This window comes from Streptomyces fodineus, from assembly GCF_001735805.1.
Classification (GTDB): Bacteria; Actinomycetota; Actinomycetes; order Streptomycetales; family Streptomycetaceae; genus Streptomyces; species Streptomyces fodineus.
This window is the reverse complement of the sequence record NZ_CP017248.1, coordinates 8,603,651-8,620,545: the sequence shown is the minus strand read 5'-3', so window position 1 is coordinate 8,620,545 and position 16,895 is coordinate 8,603,651. Positions and strand designations below refer to the sequence as shown.

At 67.5% G+C, this 16,895-nt stretch carries 16 protein-coding genes and 2 pseudogenes; 12 read left to right on the top strand and 6 right to left on the bottom strand.

All coding sequences use genetic code 11. The features are described from left to right. Positions 1–48: 48 nt before the first annotated feature. The 3 genes from BFF78_RS37430 to BFF78_RS37420 are packed head-to-tail and all read right to left on the bottom strand — an operon-like array spanning position 49 to position 4,053. On the bottom strand, positions 49–2,133 hold the full coding sequence (locus tag BFF78_RS37430; RefSeq protein ID WP_069782498.1) for a dipeptide ABC transporter ATP-binding protein: 2,085 nt from the start codon (positions 2,131–2,133) through the stop codon (positions 49–51). Further along, a complete protein-coding gene (locus BFF78_RS37425; RefSeq protein WP_227026016.1) occupies positions 2,130–3,068 on the bottom strand; it encodes an ABC transporter permease in 939 nt (312 codons plus the stop codon). The genes BFF78_RS37430 and BFF78_RS37425 overlap by 4 nt, the downstream gene beginning before the upstream one ends. A gap of 1 nt (position 3,069) precedes the next feature. Continuing rightward, positions 3,070–4,053: an ABC transporter permease gene (locus BFF78_RS37420; protein ID WP_069782497.1), complete on the bottom strand. Its 984-nt coding sequence runs from the start codon at positions 4,051–4,053 to the stop codon at positions 3,070–3,072. A 292-nt stretch (positions 4,054–4,345) separates the two neighbouring features. Between BFF78_RS37420 and BFF78_RS37415 the strand changes: the two are divergent. From BFF78_RS37415 to BFF78_RS37390, 8 genes and pseudogenes are all read left to right on the top strand, one after another. Further along, positions 4,346–4,543: pseudogene (locus BFF78_RS37415) on the top strand (amino acid ABC transporter permease); the annotation flags it as partial. 543 nt (positions 4,544–5,086) lie between these two features. Continuing rightward, positions 5,087–6,316 (top strand): acyl-CoA dehydrogenase family protein, encoded by a 1,230-nt coding sequence (locus tag BFF78_RS37410; protein WP_069782495.1) that lies wholly within the window; start codon positions 5,087–5,089, stop codon positions 6,314–6,316. Positions 6,317–6,514: 198 nt separating this feature from the next. Continuing rightward, positions 6,515–6,814, top strand: coding sequence for a hypothetical protein (locus BFF78_RS44075; RefSeq protein ID WP_227026014.1), 300 nt, complete (start codon positions 6,515–6,517; stop codon positions 6,812–6,814). Positions 6,815–6,897: 83 nt separating this feature from the next. Further along, positions 6,898–7,356, top strand: a complete 459-nt coding sequence (locus tag BFF78_RS37405; protein WP_069782494.1) for an RrF2 family transcriptional regulator — start codon at positions 6,898–6,900, stop codon at positions 7,354–7,356. A gap of 538 nt (positions 7,357–7,894) precedes the next feature. Next, entirely contained in the window at positions 7,895–9,001 is a 1,107-nt protein-coding gene (locus tag BFF78_RS37400) for an aliphatic sulfonate ABC transporter substrate-binding protein (RefSeq protein ID WP_069782493.1), read from the top strand. Between the two features lie 13 nt (positions 9,002–9,014). Further along, positions 9,015–9,287, top strand: a pseudogene (locus BFF78_RS48680) (ABC transporter ATP-binding protein); the annotation flags it as partial. Next, positions 9,232–9,471 (top strand): hypothetical protein, encoded by a 240-nt coding sequence (locus BFF78_RS47080; RefSeq protein ID WP_069782492.1) that lies wholly within the window; start codon positions 9,232–9,234, stop codon positions 9,469–9,471. The pseudogene BFF78_RS48680 and the gene BFF78_RS47080, both read left to right, overlap by 56 nt. Before the next feature lie 280 nt (positions 9,472–9,751). Then, positions 9,752–10,456: a nucleotidyltransferase domain-containing protein gene (locus BFF78_RS37390; protein WP_069782491.1), complete on the top strand. Its 705-nt coding sequence runs from the start codon at positions 9,752–9,754 to the stop codon at positions 10,454–10,456. A gap of 48 nt (positions 10,457–10,504) precedes the next feature. On the opposite strand, the gene BFF78_RS37385 is transcribed toward BFF78_RS37390, so the two are convergent. Further along, entirely contained in the window at positions 10,505–11,458 is a 954-nt protein-coding gene (locus BFF78_RS37385; RefSeq protein WP_069784057.1) for an FAD-dependent oxidoreductase, read from the bottom strand. Positions 11,459–11,548: 90 nt separating this feature from the next. After that, positions 11,549–11,815, bottom strand: coding sequence for a hypothetical protein (locus BFF78_RS37380; RefSeq protein WP_227026204.1), 267 nt, complete (start codon positions 11,813–11,815; stop codon positions 11,549–11,551). On the opposite strand from BFF78_RS37380, the gene BFF78_RS44065 reads away from it, so the two are divergent. The 4 genes from BFF78_RS44065 to BFF78_RS37360 all read left to right on the top strand — a co-directional run bounded on the left by BFF78_RS44065 (position 11,795) and on the right by BFF78_RS37360 (position 15,437). Next, positions 11,795–12,517 carry a DUF2399 domain-containing protein gene (locus tag BFF78_RS44065; protein ID WP_237282557.1) on the top strand — a complete coding sequence of 241 codons (723 nt, stop codon included), beginning with the start codon at positions 11,795–11,797 and terminating at the stop codon, positions 12,515–12,517. The genes BFF78_RS37380 and BFF78_RS44065 overlap by 21 nt on opposite strands. A gap of 304 nt (positions 12,518–12,821) precedes the next feature. Further along, the gene (locus BFF78_RS37370; RefSeq protein WP_227026013.1) at positions 12,822–14,120 is read left to right on the top strand and encodes an MGMT family protein; all 1,299 of its coding nucleotides are present in this window, start codon (positions 12,822–12,824) and stop codon (positions 14,118–14,120) included. A gap of 83 nt (positions 14,121–14,203) precedes the next feature. After that, positions 14,204–14,764 carry a hypothetical protein gene (locus BFF78_RS37365; RefSeq protein WP_069782488.1) on the top strand — a complete coding sequence of 187 codons (561 nt, stop codon included), beginning with the start codon at positions 14,204–14,206 and terminating at the stop codon, positions 14,762–14,764. Between the two features lie 418 nt (positions 14,765–15,182). After that, on the top strand, positions 15,183–15,437 hold the full coding sequence (locus BFF78_RS37360) for a hypothetical protein (RefSeq protein WP_069782487.1): 255 nt from the start codon (positions 15,183–15,185) through the stop codon (positions 15,435–15,437). Positions 15,438–16,149: 712 nt separating this feature from the next. On the opposite strand, the gene BFF78_RS37355 is transcribed toward BFF78_RS37360, so the two are convergent. Beyond that, positions 16,150–16,710, bottom strand: a complete 561-nt coding sequence (locus BFF78_RS37355) for a hypothetical protein (protein WP_193433611.1) — start codon at positions 16,708–16,710, stop codon at positions 16,150–16,152. Positions 16,711–16,895 lie beyond the last annotated feature (185 nt).

Below are 16,895 nucleotides of genomic sequence, written 5' to 3'. Positions count from 1 at the left end.
GAAGGTTCCTTAGAGCTCGGTGAGGGACAACATCGCCAAGGCCGGTGTTCAGACGCCGTGGCAGGCGTACTGATGGCCGGGGAGCCCAGCCGCAGAAGTCGGCACGGGAGGCTCCGTGCGACAGCGGTGCCGCAGCTCCTCGTCGGCGAGGCGGTACAGCGGGCAGCGGTCGACGAAGACACATCCCGCAGGCATTTGGGCGGCGTTCGGCTGCTCGCCCTCCAGCACGACGCGTTCGCGGGTGCGTTCCCGCTCGGGGTCGGGTACCGGGATCGCCGACAGCAGCGCACGGGTGTAGGGGTGCTTCGGGTCGGAGAAGATCGCCTCGGTGTCGCCGGTCTCGACGATGTGCCCCAGGTACATCACCGCGATGCGGTCGGAGATGTACCGGACTACGGCCAGATCGTGGGCGACCACGAGGTAGGCGAGTCCGAGTTCCCGCTTGAGCCGCGCCAGCAGGTTGATCACCCCGGCCTGTACCGAGACGTCCAGGGCGGAGAGCGGCTCGTCGAGCGCGAGCAGCTTCGGCTCGGTCGCCAGGGCACGGGCGATACCGATCCGTTGGCGTTGGCCTCCGGAGAGCGCGGCCGGGAAGCGGTCGGCGACCGAGTCGTCCAGGCCGACCAGGGTGAGCAGTTCGTGGACGCGTGCGCGGATCGACTCGCGGTCACGCCCGATCGCCCGCAGGGGCTCGGCCAGCAGGTGGAAGACGGGCATGCGGGGGTCCAGAGCCCCCAGGGGGTCCTGCATGACGATCTGTACGTCCTGCCGCAGCTCGCGTGCGCGTGCGCCGGACGCGACCGTGGCGACGTCGGTGCCGGAGATCTCGATCCGGCCGCCTTCGGGCCGTGTGAGCCGGAGGATCTCCATCAGGGTCGTGGTCTTGCCGCTGCCGGACTCACCCACCAGTCCGAGCGTTTCGCCGGCGCGCAGTTCGAAGCTGACCTGGTTGACGGCGTGCAGCGTGCCGATCCGGCGCTTGAGGAGGGCGCCCTTGGTGATCGGATAGGTCTTGACGAGGTCCTCGACACGGAGCACCACCCCGCCGGCCTCGGCACGACGCGAGGGCGCCGGTCGGCCGGCAGGCGCGGCATCACCCGCTGGGTCCAGGGATCCGTCGGCGATCTCGGCGGCGCGCAGGCAGGCCACGTGTCCGTGCCCGGTGACATGGCGCAGCTCCGGTTCGTCGGAGCGGCACGCGTCGAGGGCGATGGCACAGCGGGGTGCGAAGGGGCAGCCGTCCGGGAGGCCCACCAGGGCGGGTGGCTCCCCACCGATCGGGACCAGTGGACGGCGGGCTCCGCCGTCCACGGTCGGCACGGCGGCCAGCAGCCGCGCGGTGTACGGCATCGTCGGCCGACGGAAGAGTTCCTCGACGCCCGCGTGTTCCACGAACCGGCCCGCGTACATGACGGCGACATCGTCCGCGTGGCCCGCGACGACTCCGAGATCGTGCGTGATCAGGACGAGACCGGCACCGGTCTCCTGCTGGGCCAGCCGCAGCACGTCGAGGATCTGGGCCTGCACGGTGACGTCGAGTGCGGTGGTGGGTTCGTCGGCCACGAGCACGGACGGCCTGTTGGCGATGGCCATGGCGATGACCACGCGCTGGCGCATGCCGCCGGAGAACTCGTGCGGGAAGGCGGCGGCCCGGCCGCGCGGGTCGGGGATGCCGACGAGATCGAGCAGTTGCACGGCTTGTTCCCAGGCCGCCCGCTTCGTCAGGTCCTGATGGACCCGCAGGGCGTCGGAGAGCAGCCTGCCCACCGAGAAGATCGGTGTGAGGGCGGACAAGGGGTCCTGGAAGATCATGCCGACGGAGTTGCCTCGGATCTTCGACAGCGCCCGGTCGTCGAGGCCGATGAGGTCCTGTCCGCCGAGCAGCACCTTGCCGCGCAGGTCGGCGGTGGGTGGCAGCAGACCCATGATGCCCATCGCGGTGGCCGACTTGCCCGAGCCGGATTCGCCGACGATGCAGAGGGTCCGGCCGGGCAGCAGGTCGAAGCCCACGCCGCGCACCGCCTCGACGGTGCCCGCCTCGGAGGGGAAGGAGATCCGCAGGTCCCGCACAGAGAGGACGGGTACGGCGTCGGTGGGTGGCGCCGGTGCGGGCAGCGGGGTCGCGAGGGTCATCGTCGGCCTCCTGCCGAACCGGTCACCGACGTGGGGTCGAGGGCGTCGCGCAAGCCGTCGCCGATGAAGGTCATCGACACGGTGAGCAGAACGACCAGCCCGGCGGGGAAGGCGAAGAGCCAGGGGGCGCTCGTGACGGTGCTCGCGCCGTCCGCGAGCATCGTGCCGAGAGAGACGTCCGGGGTCTGGACGCCGAACCCGAGGAACGAAAGTGCGGTTTCACTGAGCACGGTCGCCACGACTCCGAGCGTCAGATTGACGATCAGCAGGGAGCCGAGGTTGGGGATGATGTGGCGGAAGATGATCCGCAGTGGACCGACTCCCATGAACTCGGCCGCCTTCACGTAGTCCCGTTCGCGTAGCGAGGTCGAGACGGACCAGATCACCCGCGCGGTGGACATCCAGCCGAACACGGTCAGCACGACGATGAGGACGCGCCAGTCGCCGGCCAGCCGGTGGGAGACCAGAGCGAGGATGAGGAACGAGGGGACGATCAGGAGGAAGTGGATGACGGCGAGGGTCACCCGCTCGACTCGGCCCCCGAAGTACGCGGCGCCTGAGCCGATGATCGCGGCCAGGACGATCGTCAGCATCGACACGCTCACGGCGATCATCAGGGAGCGCTGCAGCCCGTGCACGGCACAGGCGTAGATGTCGTTGCCACCCTGGTTGGTGCCGAACCAGTGGAGGCTGCTCGGAGGCTGGGTGAGGGCGGTGAAGTCGGCGTCGGTGTACGCGTAGGAGGTGAATCGGTCGCCGAAGGCACCGAACAGCACCAGCAGCACGAAGATCGCCACTCCGACGACGGCGAGGCGGTTGCGCAGGAAGCGCCGCAGATAGAGCCGGCCAAGGCCGAGGTTCGAGTGTTTCCGCGCGGTGGCCGCCCCTTCCGAAGGCTGCTCCGCGGTCGGACGGGCAGACGCGTCGGTGGTCACGTCAGCTCACCCGCACTCTCGGGTCGAGGAAGACCGTCGCGATGTCCGCGAGAATCGCGCCGATCGCGGTCAGAGCCGCGGCGAAGGCGGCCGTCGCGACCGCGCCGTGTACGTCGTTCTTGCTGATGGTCTGGATGAAGTAGCGGCCCATGCCGTTCCAGCCGAAGATCGTCTCCGTGATGACGGCACCGGTGAAGACGGCCGGGACGCTGAACGCCACGGAGGCCGCCGTCGGGATGAGCGCGGCCCGCAGGGCGTGTCTGCGGATGGCCTGACTGCGGGTGAGCCCGGTGGCCTGGGCGGTTCGCACGAAGTCGGCGTTGAGCGTGTCGAGCAGCAGCGAACGCTGCGTCAGGTGGTAGCCGACATAACCCATCAGCGTGAGCGTCAGAGTCGGCAGGATCAGGTGCAGGAGGCGGTCACCGATCGTGGGCAGCAGTCCTTCGACGCCCGGCGAGTTCTCCCCGGCCACGTAGAGGAAGTGCAGCCCGGCGTGCTGGTTCAGCCAGATGGCGACGAAGACCACGGCGAGGGCGGCGACGGACGTGGGGACGTTGAACACCACGATGGACACCGCCTGCGACACCCGGTCGGCCCAGCCGTACTGCCGTGCAGCGGTGTAGACGCCGAGAGCCACACCGATCACGACGGACAGTACGGTCGCGAGGACGACCAACTCCGCACTGACAAGCGCCCGGTAACCCATTTCGCCGTTGACGGAGACGCCGGTGGGGGACTTTCCCCAGTCGAAGCGCAGGGTCACCGAGGTCAGCCAGTCCCACCAGCGGTGCACCAAGGGCACCCTGGGGTCCAGGTTGTACGGCGCGAGGGCCCGGTCGATCTGTGCCTCGCTGCGCACGGGCCGCAGTTCCTTGAAGTTCGACCGCGGGTCCAGGAACCAACTGGCCAGGAAATAGGTCGCGTTGGTCGCGACCACGATCATCAGAAGCCAGCCGGCCGCCTTGCGCGTCACATAGCGCATCACGCGCGGCACCTCCTCGCCACACACAGGAGGTGTGCCTCGGGAGCACCGGGTAGACAGGTCGAATACATGGCGAGGTGAAGCTTTCTGCGGGTACGGAGCAAAGCAATGGTGTGTACACGTCATCCTGGTCCGTACTTTGCCGCGGCACCAGGTTTTGCCCGGCGGCGCCATGAAGTCGACATGTTGCCGTAGCACACAGTCCGGAATACGGTGCAATTCGGATGATCTTGAAGTGCCCAGAAACCAACAGGCGGGTCAGTCGTGGAACTGATTCGCAGGAGAGGGCCTGTGCGTGTACTCCGTGCAGCTGGTTTACAACCAGACCTACCAGGTCATCCCGCTGTTGATGGTCGCCACCCTCTGGTACGTCGCCGTCACGACCGTACTCAGCGCGGGACAGTTCTACGTCGAGCGCCACTACGCGCGCGGCTCCGCCCGCAGCCTGCCGCCCACGGTGTGGCGTTCCCTACATTTCCTATCGGTTTACTAGGAAAGCGTTGACGTTCCCCCAGCAGGTTGCGCAGGATGAGGCACATGTCCCCCGCGCAGCAACGACTCGTTCGTCGTCGGCATGTCGACTTTGGTCACGTCGTCAGCGCCGCCTGCTGTCGTGCGTAAGGCACACGGCTGACACGCAGCAGCGTGCCCCTCCGCTCCCCCCACATGCACCATCTCCGCCTCGTCGGGGACAGCGCGCGGGGTGACGACGGGGGACACGGATCCGCCCCCCCTCGTCAGCTACCTCCTGCTCGTTCCCGAGGGCACCGATCCCACCGAGCTCTTCGCGAAGCACGTGACACGGCCCGGGATCCGGCCGGTCACCTACACGGGCCACGTCTCTTGCGGCAAAGGGGAAGCGGCTCCGTCCGCATCGCCCCGGCGCGACATGTAGCGGAGGTGGACGGACACGAACTCGATCTCACCTACTTGGAGTTCGCGCTGCCGGAACACCTCGCTCTGCTTCCGCACGTGCCTGACCAGAAAAAGTACGCCAACACCCCATCCTGCCATCGGCCTTGAGGAGATCATCACCATGGGCGTTGCCACTGCGTCGTCCGGCCCCGCTTCGGAGTCCGACCGGAGCGGGCCAGGCCGAGCGCACTGGCTGCGCGTGGCCCGCGAGACCGCGGACGACCTGGCCACGGATGCGACGGCCCGGGAGCAGGCAGGCAAGGTCCCGTTCGACGAGGTGTTCCGACTGCGCGAGGCGGGACTGCTGACGTTGCTCATACCGGCCGAGTCGGAGGGAGTCGGCGCTGACTGGCCCACGGCCTACGCAGTGGTCCGGGAGATCGCCGCAGCCGACGGCGCGATCGGTCAACTGCTCGGCTGTCACTACTTCCTGTCGTGGAGCGCCCGGTTTCTCACTGAGCCCTCCCGCGCCGCCCGGCTCGAGCGGCAGTACGCGGCGGAGCAGTGGTGCTGGGGTGGTGGTTTGGCTCGTCAGGAATCCCCTCTGACGTTGACCAGGGCTCGCGGCGGCCATGTGCTCAACGGTCGGCAGAGCTACTCCACCGGAGTCCTGGTCGCCGACCGCCTCGCCGTACGAGCCGTGCGGGCCGACACCGGCGAACCACTCGCCGTCGTCGTCGACCCCGCCCGCCACGGCGTCGGTATCGATGGCGACGCCGACACCTTCGGCCAGCGCCTCGCGGCCGGCGGAAGCGTGGAGTTCGACGCCGTACCGGTTGCCGCCGACGACGTACTCGGTTCCCTGTCCGCGGACGAGGACATCCTGTCTCCCCTGGCCGCCCTGACCTCTCCGGTAGGGCGTCTCCTCTCCGTCCAGCTCCGTCTCGGCATGGCCGAGGGAGTACTCGACGAAGCCCGGGAGTACAGCCGGGCGAGCCGCTCGTCCCGGCACCCCGCCTGGCCGGGCGACTCTTCCCAGGACCCGCAGGTACTGGCGGCTTACGGGGAGCTCGCCATCCTCACCCGCTCCGCGTCCGCACTCACCGATCAGGCGGTGGAAGCCGTGCACCGCGGGCTGACACGCGGCGAAGACCTCACCTACGACGAGTACGCGGACATCTCCGTCCTCGTGGCCATGGCCGAAGCCGCCGCCTCCCGGGCCGCGCAGGAGTCCACCTCCCGCGCCCTCGACATCGTCGGCGCCCGCTCCGCGTCCTCGCGGCTGGGCTTCGACCGCTTCTGGCGCAACGCGCGGACGCACACCTTGTACGAACCCGTCGCTCACCGGCTCCGGGATGTGGGGGACTACTTCCTCAACGGCGCGCATCCGCCGTTCGTCCTGCCTGTCTGACCGTTACCGGTCTCCGCACCAGTGCGCCGAATCAGCGGCAACCGGTCCTGCAACGGCGCGGCCGGTGCCGCACCGAGTACACCGGCGGCACCCTGCGCGAGCACTACGGCCCGGCCCGCCCCGCCAACCGGCTGGTTGTGACAGCCGCAGAAGCAAGGCAACCGGTATCAGCAGGCTGGAACCACCACCGACGTCCTGGTGGTCGGCGGCAGCCCCGCAGCCTTGTCGGCCCCACTCAAGGCGGCGCGGGACGGGGCGGACGTGGCCCTCGCCGACAAGGGCCACTGCGGCACCAGCAGCACCACCGCCTCAGCCGGTATCGGCGTCTGGTACGTCACCCGGAGCCCGCCGCGCGGGGGCGGCCATGTCGAGTGGAGAACCCCTGGGCGGATACCTGGCCGACCAGCGCTACGTCCCCGCTGGTGTCGACGGCACCCTCAGCCAGGTCATCGAGGGCGACGACGCCTCCCCCTCCCCCCGCCGCAGCCAGAGGTCTGAGGGCCATCGGCCGGCGGGAACCACCTCGTCTGGCGGCCTGCCCACAGCGGATGCCGACCGAAGCCGTACGGGATAATGGGCGCATGCGGATCTCAGCCAGGGCGGATTACGCGGTACGTGCCGCGCTGCAGCTCGCCGCGTCACGGGACGACGGGCCGATGAAAGCCGAGGCCATCGCCGACGCTCAGGACATCCCGCACAAATTCCTCGAAAGCATCCTGAACGACATGCGCCGGGGCGGTGTCGTTCTCAGTCAGCGCGGCGGCAACGGCGGCTACCGGCTGGCCAGACCCGCCGAGTCCATCAGCATCGCCGACGTCATCCGCGTCGTGGACGGACCGCTCGTCTCGGTGCGTGGGGTCCGTCCTCCGGAGCTGTCCTACACCGGCCCCGCCGAATCGCTGCTCCCCTTGTGGATCGCATTGCGGTCCAACGTGCGCGAGATCCTCGACGGCGTGTCGCTGGCCGACGTCGCAGCCGCCCGGCTACCTGCTGAAGTGTCGGCCTTGAGCGACTCCCCAGGAGCGTGGGTGAACCCGTGACACGCTGAGCCGTTCACCTCATCCCAGAAAGCAAGATGCAGCCGTCCATCATGCGAACATCCTCTTGGGGTGGGCGCCGCCTTCTGCCACGATCCCTAGCAGCCAGGTAGGAAAACTAGGGAATGCGGGGTGAGGTCATGAGATCACTGGACCGCGCACTCCTGTTGCTGCCCCTGCTGACGTCGCGTCGTCACATCGACTTCGGCCGCACGTCCAGTGCCATGTGTCAGCCCGTCTGAGCCGTCCGCACAACTCGCCGACACCGCACACAAGCCCGGTGCTCCCCCACCGTCCCGCCTGCTTCGGCGAGTGGGTCACCGTCGCCTGACAGCACCGCCCGCGTTCCCCACTCGCATGCTCGAGGCGCGGCACGGCTGTGACGGAGGCCCAACACACGCCCCCCCACGATTCGCTCCCCGACCCGAGACGGCATTCCTGCTGACGCGGGTCGGCGACGCGTGCACAGGGGGCCGCCCATAGCCCCCCGCCTCCTTTTGCCGTATCTCCCTGATCATCCAATCCCCGCGAGGACACCCACGTGTCTGCCGCAAGACCGCTCACCACCCTGCGCACCCTCGCCGTCGTAGCGGCGCTCCCCCTCCTGCTGACGGCCTGCGGGTACGGCTCCAAGTCCACTGACGACGGGAAGAAGACCGCGGTCGCAGCGAGTGCCAAGAAGCTCTCCACCGACGAGGTGAAGATCGGCTACTTCCCCAATCTCACTCACGCCACCGCTCTCGTGGGCGTACAGGAGGGCTTGTTCCAGAAGGAGCTCGGCGGCACCACGGTCAAGACCGCCACCTTCAACGCCGGCCCCTCCGAGATCGAGGCGCTCAATGCCGGGTCCATCGACATCGGCTGGATCGGCCCTTCCCCTGCCATCAACGGCTACGCCAAGTCCGACGGCAAGAACCTGCGGATCATCGGCGGTTCCGCCTCCGGCGGCGTGAAGCTGGTCGTGAACCCGAAGAAGATCAAGTCCCTGAAGGACGTCAAGGGCAAGAAGATCGCCACGCCGCAGCTCGGCAACACCCAGGACGTCGCGTTCCTCAACTGGATCGCCGGCCAGGGCTGGACGGTCGACGCCCAAAGCGGCAAGGGCGACGTCTCCGTCGTCCGCACCGACAACAAGATCACTCCGGACGCCTACAAGTCCGGCTCCATCGACGGCGCCTGGGTACCCGAGCCGACCGCGTCCAAGCTGGTCGCCGAGGGCGCGAAGGTACTTCTCGACGAGTCGACACTGTGGCCCGCCAAGAGGTTCGTGATCACGAACATCGTGGTGCGGCAGGACTTCCTCAAGAAGCACCCGGACGTCGTCGAGGCCGTACTGCGCGGCTCGGTGAAGACCAATGAGTGGATCAACGCCAATCCGGAGAAGGCGAAGGCGTCCGCCAACACGGCGCTGGAGAAGCTGTCGGGCAAGGCGCTGCCCGCCGACGTCATCGACCCGGCCTGGAAGTCCATCACCTTCCTCGACGACCCGCTGGCCTCGACTCTCCACACCGAGGCGGAGCACGCGGTGACGGCCGGCTTGCTGGACAAGCCCAATCTGAAGGGTATCTACGACCTCACTCTGCTCAACAAGGTCCTCAAGGCCGAGGGCAAGGACAAGGTCGACGACGCCGGTCTCGGCACCAAGTGACGACAGCCGACCGATGAGTTCCCAGGAGGTGACGACCTTGGCCACCACGTCCACCAAGCCTGCAGCGGACGCTACGGCCGTGACGCACGCCGCCCGCATCGAGCACGTCGCGAAGTCCTTCCCCGCGCCGGGTACGCCCGGCGGGCGGCAGCTCGGGCTGGACGACATCACGCTCGATGTCGCACCCGGCGAGTTCGTCACCCTCCTGGGAGCGTCCACCCTGCTCAACCATGTCGCAGGACCGGACCAGCCATCCGCCGGCTCGACCGACACGGAGGGCCGGCCGCGTACTCGGCGGCTCACGCGCCTCGCACTTCATCGACAAGCACCTGACAACGTCGGGACTGGTCTTCCCCGCCCACCGATACGTCGTACCCGCTGAGGAAGGCGGGCACGCTCTGCCGGAACCGGTCCTGATCGCCATTGATCTGACCGACAAGTCCGGCATATTCGTCCCGAGCGATCCGTAGTCACCTGCGGCGGCGCGGAATCCGGGCGGTAATCCCACAGCCGGCAGACCAGGCCGCGTCAGCTGGTATTTGCGCGCCAGCGGATCGCACTCGGCGAGCATGCCGAGGATTTGGACACGGTCCTGAGACTGAACTGCCAGACACGGCGTGAGATTTCACGAGAAGCCGCAGGTCACAGCCTCAGCCTAGGCCACGAGCCGCGAGATCCTACAGCGAGACCTCGCTGTCCAGCCGCGGAAAACGGCGTGGGCGCGGTGAGGCCAGTGCTGATAGTTGCCGCATGGATGCGATCGAGGCCGCACGCGCCGTCATAGACGAACAGCACCCCGAAGCGCGCGCCGCGTTCCTGGGCGGCAGCGTCGTGACGGGTCGCCGCACGGCCACGTCGGACCTCGACGTCGTGGTCCTGCTCTACGGAGCCCCAGCCCCCTACCGTGCGAGCCTCCAGTACGCCGGCTGGCCGGTGGAGATGTTCGTGCACACCGAGGCGACGTGGCACGCCTATGTCGAACGGGAGCTGCGCAAGCGCCGGTCACCACTGCTGTGGATGTGTGCCGACGGGCTGCTGCTCTTCGACACCGATGGACTCGGAGCCCGCCTCGCCGCACAGGCACGGAAGCTGACCGTCGCCGGACCACCCCCGGTGTCGTGGGAAGAAATCGACGACCGCCGCTACGCGATCACCGACCTGCTGGACGACCTCGCGGGAAGCGACGACCAGAGCGAGCGTCTCTTCATCGCGACCGAACTGGTCCGACGCACCGGTGAGCTGGCACTGGCCGTTGGCGGTTCGTGGGGTGGCGGTGGGAAGTGGCTGGCACGCCGTCTTGAGACGACCGCGCCAGGGCTCAGCACACGCCTCCACCACGGCCTACAGGAGGCACTGGCCGGGAGAGTCGAGACCCTCGTGGCCGTCGTGGACGAGGTGCTCGGGCAGACCGGTGGCCGGTTGTGGGTCGGCTACAAGCGTGTCGGGGCGCCCTGAGCTATCCCGCGCTGCGGACGTCTCAACGTCTGTTCTTTCACGTGCAGATCACTTGACGGAGAGCAACGCCCGAGCCTCCTCGGCGCACCCCCACGACAGCGTGACGCCAGCACCTCCGTGCCCGTAGTTGTGCACGGCCACGGTGCCGTCCTCCCCCACCTCTTCCTCCACACGGACCGTGGCACGGGTCGGTCGAGCGCCGACCCGGTGTTCCAGGACGCGGGCTTGGGCGAGGCGGGGCTCGACCTCGGCACAGCGGGCGAGGATGCCGGCCGCCGCCTTGTCGTCGGGGGCCAGATCGCCCTCGCCGTCGATCGCCGTGCCCCCCAGGACGACGGTCTCGCCGTGGGGGTAGAAGCACAGGAGGTCCGGGGAGAGGCCGGTGTCCTCGGAGAAGAACTCGGTCAGCCCCGGGTTGGTGACGACGACGTGCTGGCCACGGATGGGCCGGAGGTCAGGGTCCGGGACCAGGTCGCGTGCCCCGAGGCCCGCGCAGTTGACGATCGCCGAAGCCGGACGGGCGTCCGAGAGCGAGGTCAGCCGTCGCTGCTCGACCACACCCCCGGCATCGCGGAGCCGACGCAGGAGGTAGTCGAGGTAGGTGGGCATGTCGATCAGTGGCACGGTGAACCGGTAGCCCGCCGTGAACCCGGCCGGTAGTTCGGCCCGCCGGCACGGTCGGAAACCCGGCAAAGTGGTGGCCCAGTCCGGCGCGGCCTCGGCCGTGCGGGACGCCTCAATGCCACTGGTGAGCCGGACGCCCGTGGCCGGGTCCTGGGCCAGCTCCCGGAAGATCTCCAAGGACCGTTGTCCCCACTGGTCGACCTTGTCCTTCGGCTCGACCAGGTAAGGCCCCCACATCGCCCCGGCCGCCAGCGACGTGACCCCCGGCACCTGCTCGGCGATCACGTGCACCGAAGCCCCGGCCTCGGCGAGAACAACGGCCGTGGTGAGCCCAGCCACCCCAGCCCCGACAACGACAACGCGCTCCCCTGCGGTCATGAACCTGACCCTAAGCACGGTGACCTCGATAGGGCATCTTGCACAAGTCCATGATCGCCCCTGTTTCAAACACGTCTCGTGCTGTCGCACTCACCTCCCGCTCCGCCGCCCGAAGCGGATCAGAAACTCGTTCTCCTCCGGGCAGGTGTCGTCCTCGCTGAAGTCCGCGAGCCGCTCCTTGACTGCGGTCTCGAATTCCGGCAGCCGGTCGCCGAAGATGGCGACGACGCCGTCGGGCGCGACCTGATCGTCCAGGCGGGCCAGGACGGCGGTCTGGTCGAGCCAGTGGAACGCGCGGCAAATCGTGTCACCCGAGGCCGAGGAGAACTCGCCGCCATGGCGACCGGGTCCGCGCACGGCCTGGACGACGGCACCTGGCTCCCGCGCCTCGTCCAACGTGGCATCGCCCTCGCCCACGGCACCGAATTTCCCGGCGACGCGGCCGGCCGGCGCGCACTTTGGCGGCTGGTGTCCGTCACACCGGACGAGGTCTCCAGCACAGTGCTGGCCTACGGGCTGCGGCCCGTCGGCGGGGGCTGGCGGGAACAGGCCCTGCGAGAGCGGGCAGACCATCACGCCGAAGCCCACCTCACCTCCCGGGACTTGCACGATCTGCAGCTGCAACTACCTGCCGGGACGGTGATCCACATCTGTGAGAACCCGCGCGTAGTGGAGGCTGCGGCGGACGCTGCCTGCGTCCATGCCCTGGTATGCACCTCCGGCAGCGCTGCCACGGTGGTCCTCGCCCTCCTCGACGCCCTCGCCGCCACCGGCTGCCGTTTCGCGTACCACGGCGACTTCGACTGGCCGGGCATAGCTCTAGCGAACCGGATCATCCGCCGTTACGGTGCCCAGCCATGGCGCATGGGCGCCGAGGACTACGAACACCTGACCGCTCGCAGCCAGGCAGAGGGGATCCCTCAACTGCCGCTCGACGGCCAGCCCGTCAGCGCGTCCTGGGATCCGGCTCTCGCCCCTGCGATGACCGCTCTCGGGGTCGCACTCCATGAGGAGGTCACCCTCGACCTTCTGCTGGACGATCTCTCCGGTCGGACATAGGAAGGCTTCGGGACACGCGCCAGCTGCTCAAGTCACGACTCCCTGCAGGCTACTTGCGAGCTGGCCTGCCCCGAGAATCATCCGGCCACATGAGACCAACCGGGACCCCGTCCAATCCCGAGAAACCGACTGCCCAGGGGGCTACCTGCGCATAGGCTCTGGGCGCCCGATCCGACATTGCTGGGCGCATGAGGGGGAGCTTATGGATCATCTCTTCGCCGTTGCGGGCCGGTCGGCAACACCGATCCCACCAACCGCGCTAGCTACAGAGGGGCTCCTCGAACGGAAACACCTACAGGAGTGGGTGATCGACAACCCTCAGGTCTTGGGCGATTCAGTACTCGTGATCACCGCGGAGTTCGACCGGTGGGCCGACACTGACGGTGTTCCGGCACGGGATCGACTGGACGTCCTCGGGCTGGACGCCACCGGCCGCCTCGTGGTGGTCGAGCTGAAGCGGGGAACGGCCGACCGGGACGTACATCTCCAGGCGATCACCTACGCCGCCCTCGTGTCCCGGTTCGACCTCGACACCTTGGCACAGGCACACCGCGACTTCCTGACCGGCAGAGGCCAGGCAGTCGAACTCGACGCGTGCAGGCAGCGTCTCCTCGACCATGTGGACGGAGACTGGAGTCCGGAACTGCTCCAGCGCCCCCGGCAGGTGATCATCGCTGCTGACTTCCCCAAGCAGGTGACTCACACCGTGGTGTGGCTGTCGGAGATGAACCTTGACATCGACCTCGTCCAGGTGGGTCTGTGTAAGGTGGAAGGCCACCTCGTTGTCGGCTTCACCAAGGTCTATCCGACACCGGAAGTGGAGGAGTTTACCCTCGCCCCTGCCCGGGTCGAGGCCAAGGCCGCCGCCAAAAAACTGGAAGAGCGCTCCCGGGCCCGCAACGCCGCTCATGTTCTCGTCGCCGCTGGCCTGTTGCCGGACGGGACAAGACTGCGGTTGACGCCGAGGCACGGCGCTCCGCAATCCATCCGCGAGGCCATCGTTGCCTGGGCGGGCGAGGATGACGAGCGCGCTACGGCCATCTGGAACAACAACACAGCCAAACCTCTTACCTGGGGTTCCGACGGCATGCCGTACACGCCGACCGGACTGGCCAACCACATCTTCAAGAGGGTGACCGGCCGGACACCTGACGGAATACAGGGGACGACCTGGTGGGAGGTCAACACCAATGAAGTCCCGACCACGGTTGATCCTGATGAATGGTCGGCGTTGGCAGGGTCCAGCCTCGCGGACCTGGCAAAGCAACTCAGTGGCGCCCGCAAGGACTGGACGAGCCTCCACACCCTGCTGGGGGCCATCCCGCCCGGGCGGTGGACCACCTACGGCGACGTGGCGTCCGTTATCGGCAGCCACGCTGTTCCCGTCGGCACCCACCTGGCCACCTGCGACCAGTGCCCCAACGCGTGGCGGGTCCTCACTGCATCCGGTCGCGTCAGCGCAGGCTTCCAGTGGACCGATCCATCCCGCACGGACGCACCTGCGGATGTCCTGGTGGGTGAGGGTGTGCGATTCGACGATGGAGCTGCCGCCCCGGAAGCCCGCCTTTCGGTTGAGGCGCTTCGGAGTCTGCTGGACTGCTGACCACGGTTCCTTCGAACACAGCTCGGGGAAGATCCGCGAAGGGACCGGCTACTTCAGACAAAGGCTACTGATGCGAGGGGGACATGAACCCGTTCGAACTGCGCCGTTTGGAACAGCAGCTCCGCGAAGCGCTGCAAGACACCACCCTGAGTTGGGTGCTCGACGATGTCGACGCGGCAATCGCCGCAGGAGTACCTGAGGAGAAGATCCTCCGCCGACGCCAGCAGCGCCGCGGCGATGACTCCCCTGCCACGAGTCGGGCGGCGGCAGCGGCTCGATACGAGGTCGTGGACCGCAGCATGCTTGGCCTCGGAGAGTACGAGTCATCGCGCAAGGGAGGGACGTTGGTCATCGCCACGCGAGCCATGACAGACGAAGAACGTGTGCAGCTCCTTCTCGATGCGGTAAAGCGCGTGCTCGTCGACCTGCCTGAAATGGAACTGGAGGTGCTGAAGACGCTTCGGTCCGAGCCCGAGGGCGACGCCGGCAGCCGAAGCATGGTTGAGGGGGTCGTATTCGAGCCGGACGAAAGTACTCGATCGCGTCGCAGCCGAACTGAGTTCCGGGGAGATCGGGTACCGACTGAGCAACGTACACGCGTCAGTCAACTACTGGCCGAAGTGACGGGGGAGGTAGCCAGTTGAGCACGGTCGATCACCTGGTCAACGAGATCAAGAGCCTTCTGGCTGCGGGGACGGTGTCGTACGACTCCGCTTCGAAGCCGTCCGACGTCTACGAGGGCTTCATCTTCTCTCTGATCGTCGCGACCGCGAGTCGGCATGGCGCCACTGTCACCTACGAAGACGTCTACGGGGCGAAGGCCAGCAACCTCGTCTTCCGTACGGGGCCTGGTCACCTGTACAGCAACAGCCAGCCCTTCACCCACGCCGTGATCGAGTTCGAGGGAGCTCCCGCCCTTGAAGTCCACCTAGGCGTCTACGTGACCGGCTCGTCGGGCGTCCTTCACGAGTGCGACGTGCTGGTGCTACCGGCCGAGGAAGCCGCTCTGAGCCGAGCGCAAGGCATCGCACCACGAGGCAGTCAGAGCGTCCTCATCGTCGAGTGCAAGTACTACCCACCCTCGGCATCGGCCTTGCGCGGAACTTCGAGGGACTGCGCGCCGACATCCGCACCCAGAACGAACTCTTCGTCGCCAACACCAGATCGTCGAGCATCGTGCGGTACCTCGATGCCCGAAAGAGAGGCTTCGAGCCCGACGTGGTGCCCCACTCACCGCAGGCAGGCTATCTCCAGGCGGAGATCAGGAAGACCTTCAAGAGTTACCTGAACAAGCACGCTCCCTCGACGGTGATCTGAGACCTCCGGACGAGCGTCGCGCACCCCGGATCCGGCGCGACCAATACGGCGGGGCAAGCAGCTTCAGCGGCCGTCGGCTGGGAGCCATCTGGGAGCCGACCCGCTCCCCGAAGCCCTTCCAGGCCCCGCGACACCAACCGAGTCCGTCCGTCTGACCTGGAGAAACGTGATCTAGGCTGGCAGGCTCTCCACCCGAACCTCATTCGGGACAAAGGGATTGGGGATTCACATCCCACCATCCCGACGGGGGAACTACGAGCCGGGAACGCCGCACGCAGGAGCGGGTCAGCTCCCCGATCCGCTCGTACGTGGCAGCCCGCACTGGATGATGAAGCACTCCCGCCCGTCGATGTACAGGCGATCGAGGCAGCGCTCATCACCTGCGCTTCAGTTAACCTGACACCCCATCAGAACGAGCGTCAATTGAGCGTCACGATCGTCATTTCAGCGTCAAGATATCGCCTGTAACGCCCACACCGCACATAATGCGCACACACAAAGCCGCAGGTCAGGAGCCCTTCGCGACCGGCTCAAGCACCGCCACGCACTCCACGTGATGCGTCATCGGAAACAGGTCACAAGGTATGCGGACGGGAGAATGTGCAGGCCACATGGCGTTTTCCTGCCTTGGGCACGGGCTGTGAGGCGGCCTGAGCGTCGAATGGGCGTCCCGAATGGATTCGGATGCTTGCGTGTGCCGGCTCGGCCGGAGTCAGACACTCGTCCATACTTCGATGAAGGCGTTACGTCCGGCCGCATCGGGCGACTTGTGGCCCGCGTGAAGAACGCGCCAGGCGGTGAGTTCCAGGTCCCGGAGCCACAGTTCGCCGATGACCTGTGCTTTGAGATCAGGGAGGTGGTCGGACTCGGCGAGCGCCTGGCCGATCACCTCTGCGGCCGCAACGCGCTGGGGAGGCGTCATCTCGTCTACGGCCGAGAGGATCTGTCCGGCCAGACCGGTTCCCTTTCCGGCCAGCGAACGCAGTATCAGGTCCTTGATATTGGTCGGCAGCAGGTAGGCGGTGCCCGAGGATCTCCACAGGTTCGACCAAAAGGGTTCTCCTGCGTCGGAGGGGGCGGGGAGCGCGGCCAGTAGTCCGAGGAGATGCGCGGTGGCCGCGTAGCCATCGGAGTGGGCGGCCGCGAGGACCGCTATGCCGGCGACACGCTCCACGTCGAAACGGCCGGTTTCGAATTGTGAGGGCAGCCCCAATCTTTGTTCCAGCTGATCTGCGAGGGGGGCGGATGCGTGGGAGGGGAACTCGGGAAGCATCGGCGGTCCTTGGGCGTAGGTGGGCGGAGATACGCGCTCGGAAACCTTGATCCTTCCCATGGCAAGGCGGCTTACACGGCTTCCGCGGGCCCAGTTGGTGGCGAGACCGACCTTGAGGGACGCTGTCACGGGCAGGCTCTTACTTGATCGGATGGTTGCCGATGATGCCCAGAAGAACGAGACAG

Coding starts and splice junctions, on each gene's coding strand:
- BFF78_RS37405 (WP_069782494.1), top strand. CDS start 6,898: ATGCGGATCTCAGCCAGGGCGGATTACGCGGTACGTGCCGCGCTGCAG.
- BFF78_RS37390 (WP_069782491.1), top strand. CDS start 9,752: ATGGATGCGATCGAGGCCGCACGCGCCGTCATAGACGAACAGCACCCC.
- BFF78_RS37365 (WP_069782488.1), top strand. CDS start 14,204: ATGAACCCGTTCGAACTGCGCCGTTTGGAACAGCAGCTCCGCGAAGCG.
- BFF78_RS44065 (WP_237282557.1), top strand. CDS start 11,795: ATGGCGACCGGGTCCGCGCACGGCCTGGACGACGGCACCTGGCTCCCG.
- BFF78_RS47080 (WP_069782492.1), top strand. CDS start 9,232: ATGTCGCAGGACCGGACCAGCCATCCGCCGGCTCGACCGACACGGAGG.
- BFF78_RS37430 (WP_069782498.1), bottom strand. CDS start 2,133: ATGACCCTCGCGACCCCGCTGCCCGCACCGGCGCCACCCACCGACGCC.
- BFF78_RS37355 (WP_193433611.1), bottom strand. CDS start 16,710: ATGCTTCCCGAGTTCCCCTCCCACGCATCCGCCCCCCTCGCAGATCAG.
- BFF78_RS37410 (WP_069782495.1), top strand. CDS start 5,087: ATGGGCGTTGCCACTGCGTCGTCCGGCCCCGCTTCGGAGTCCGACCGG.
- BFF78_RS37385 (WP_069784057.1), bottom strand. CDS start 11,458: ATGACCGCAGGGGAGCGCGTTGTCGTTGTCGGGGCTGGGGTGGCTGGG.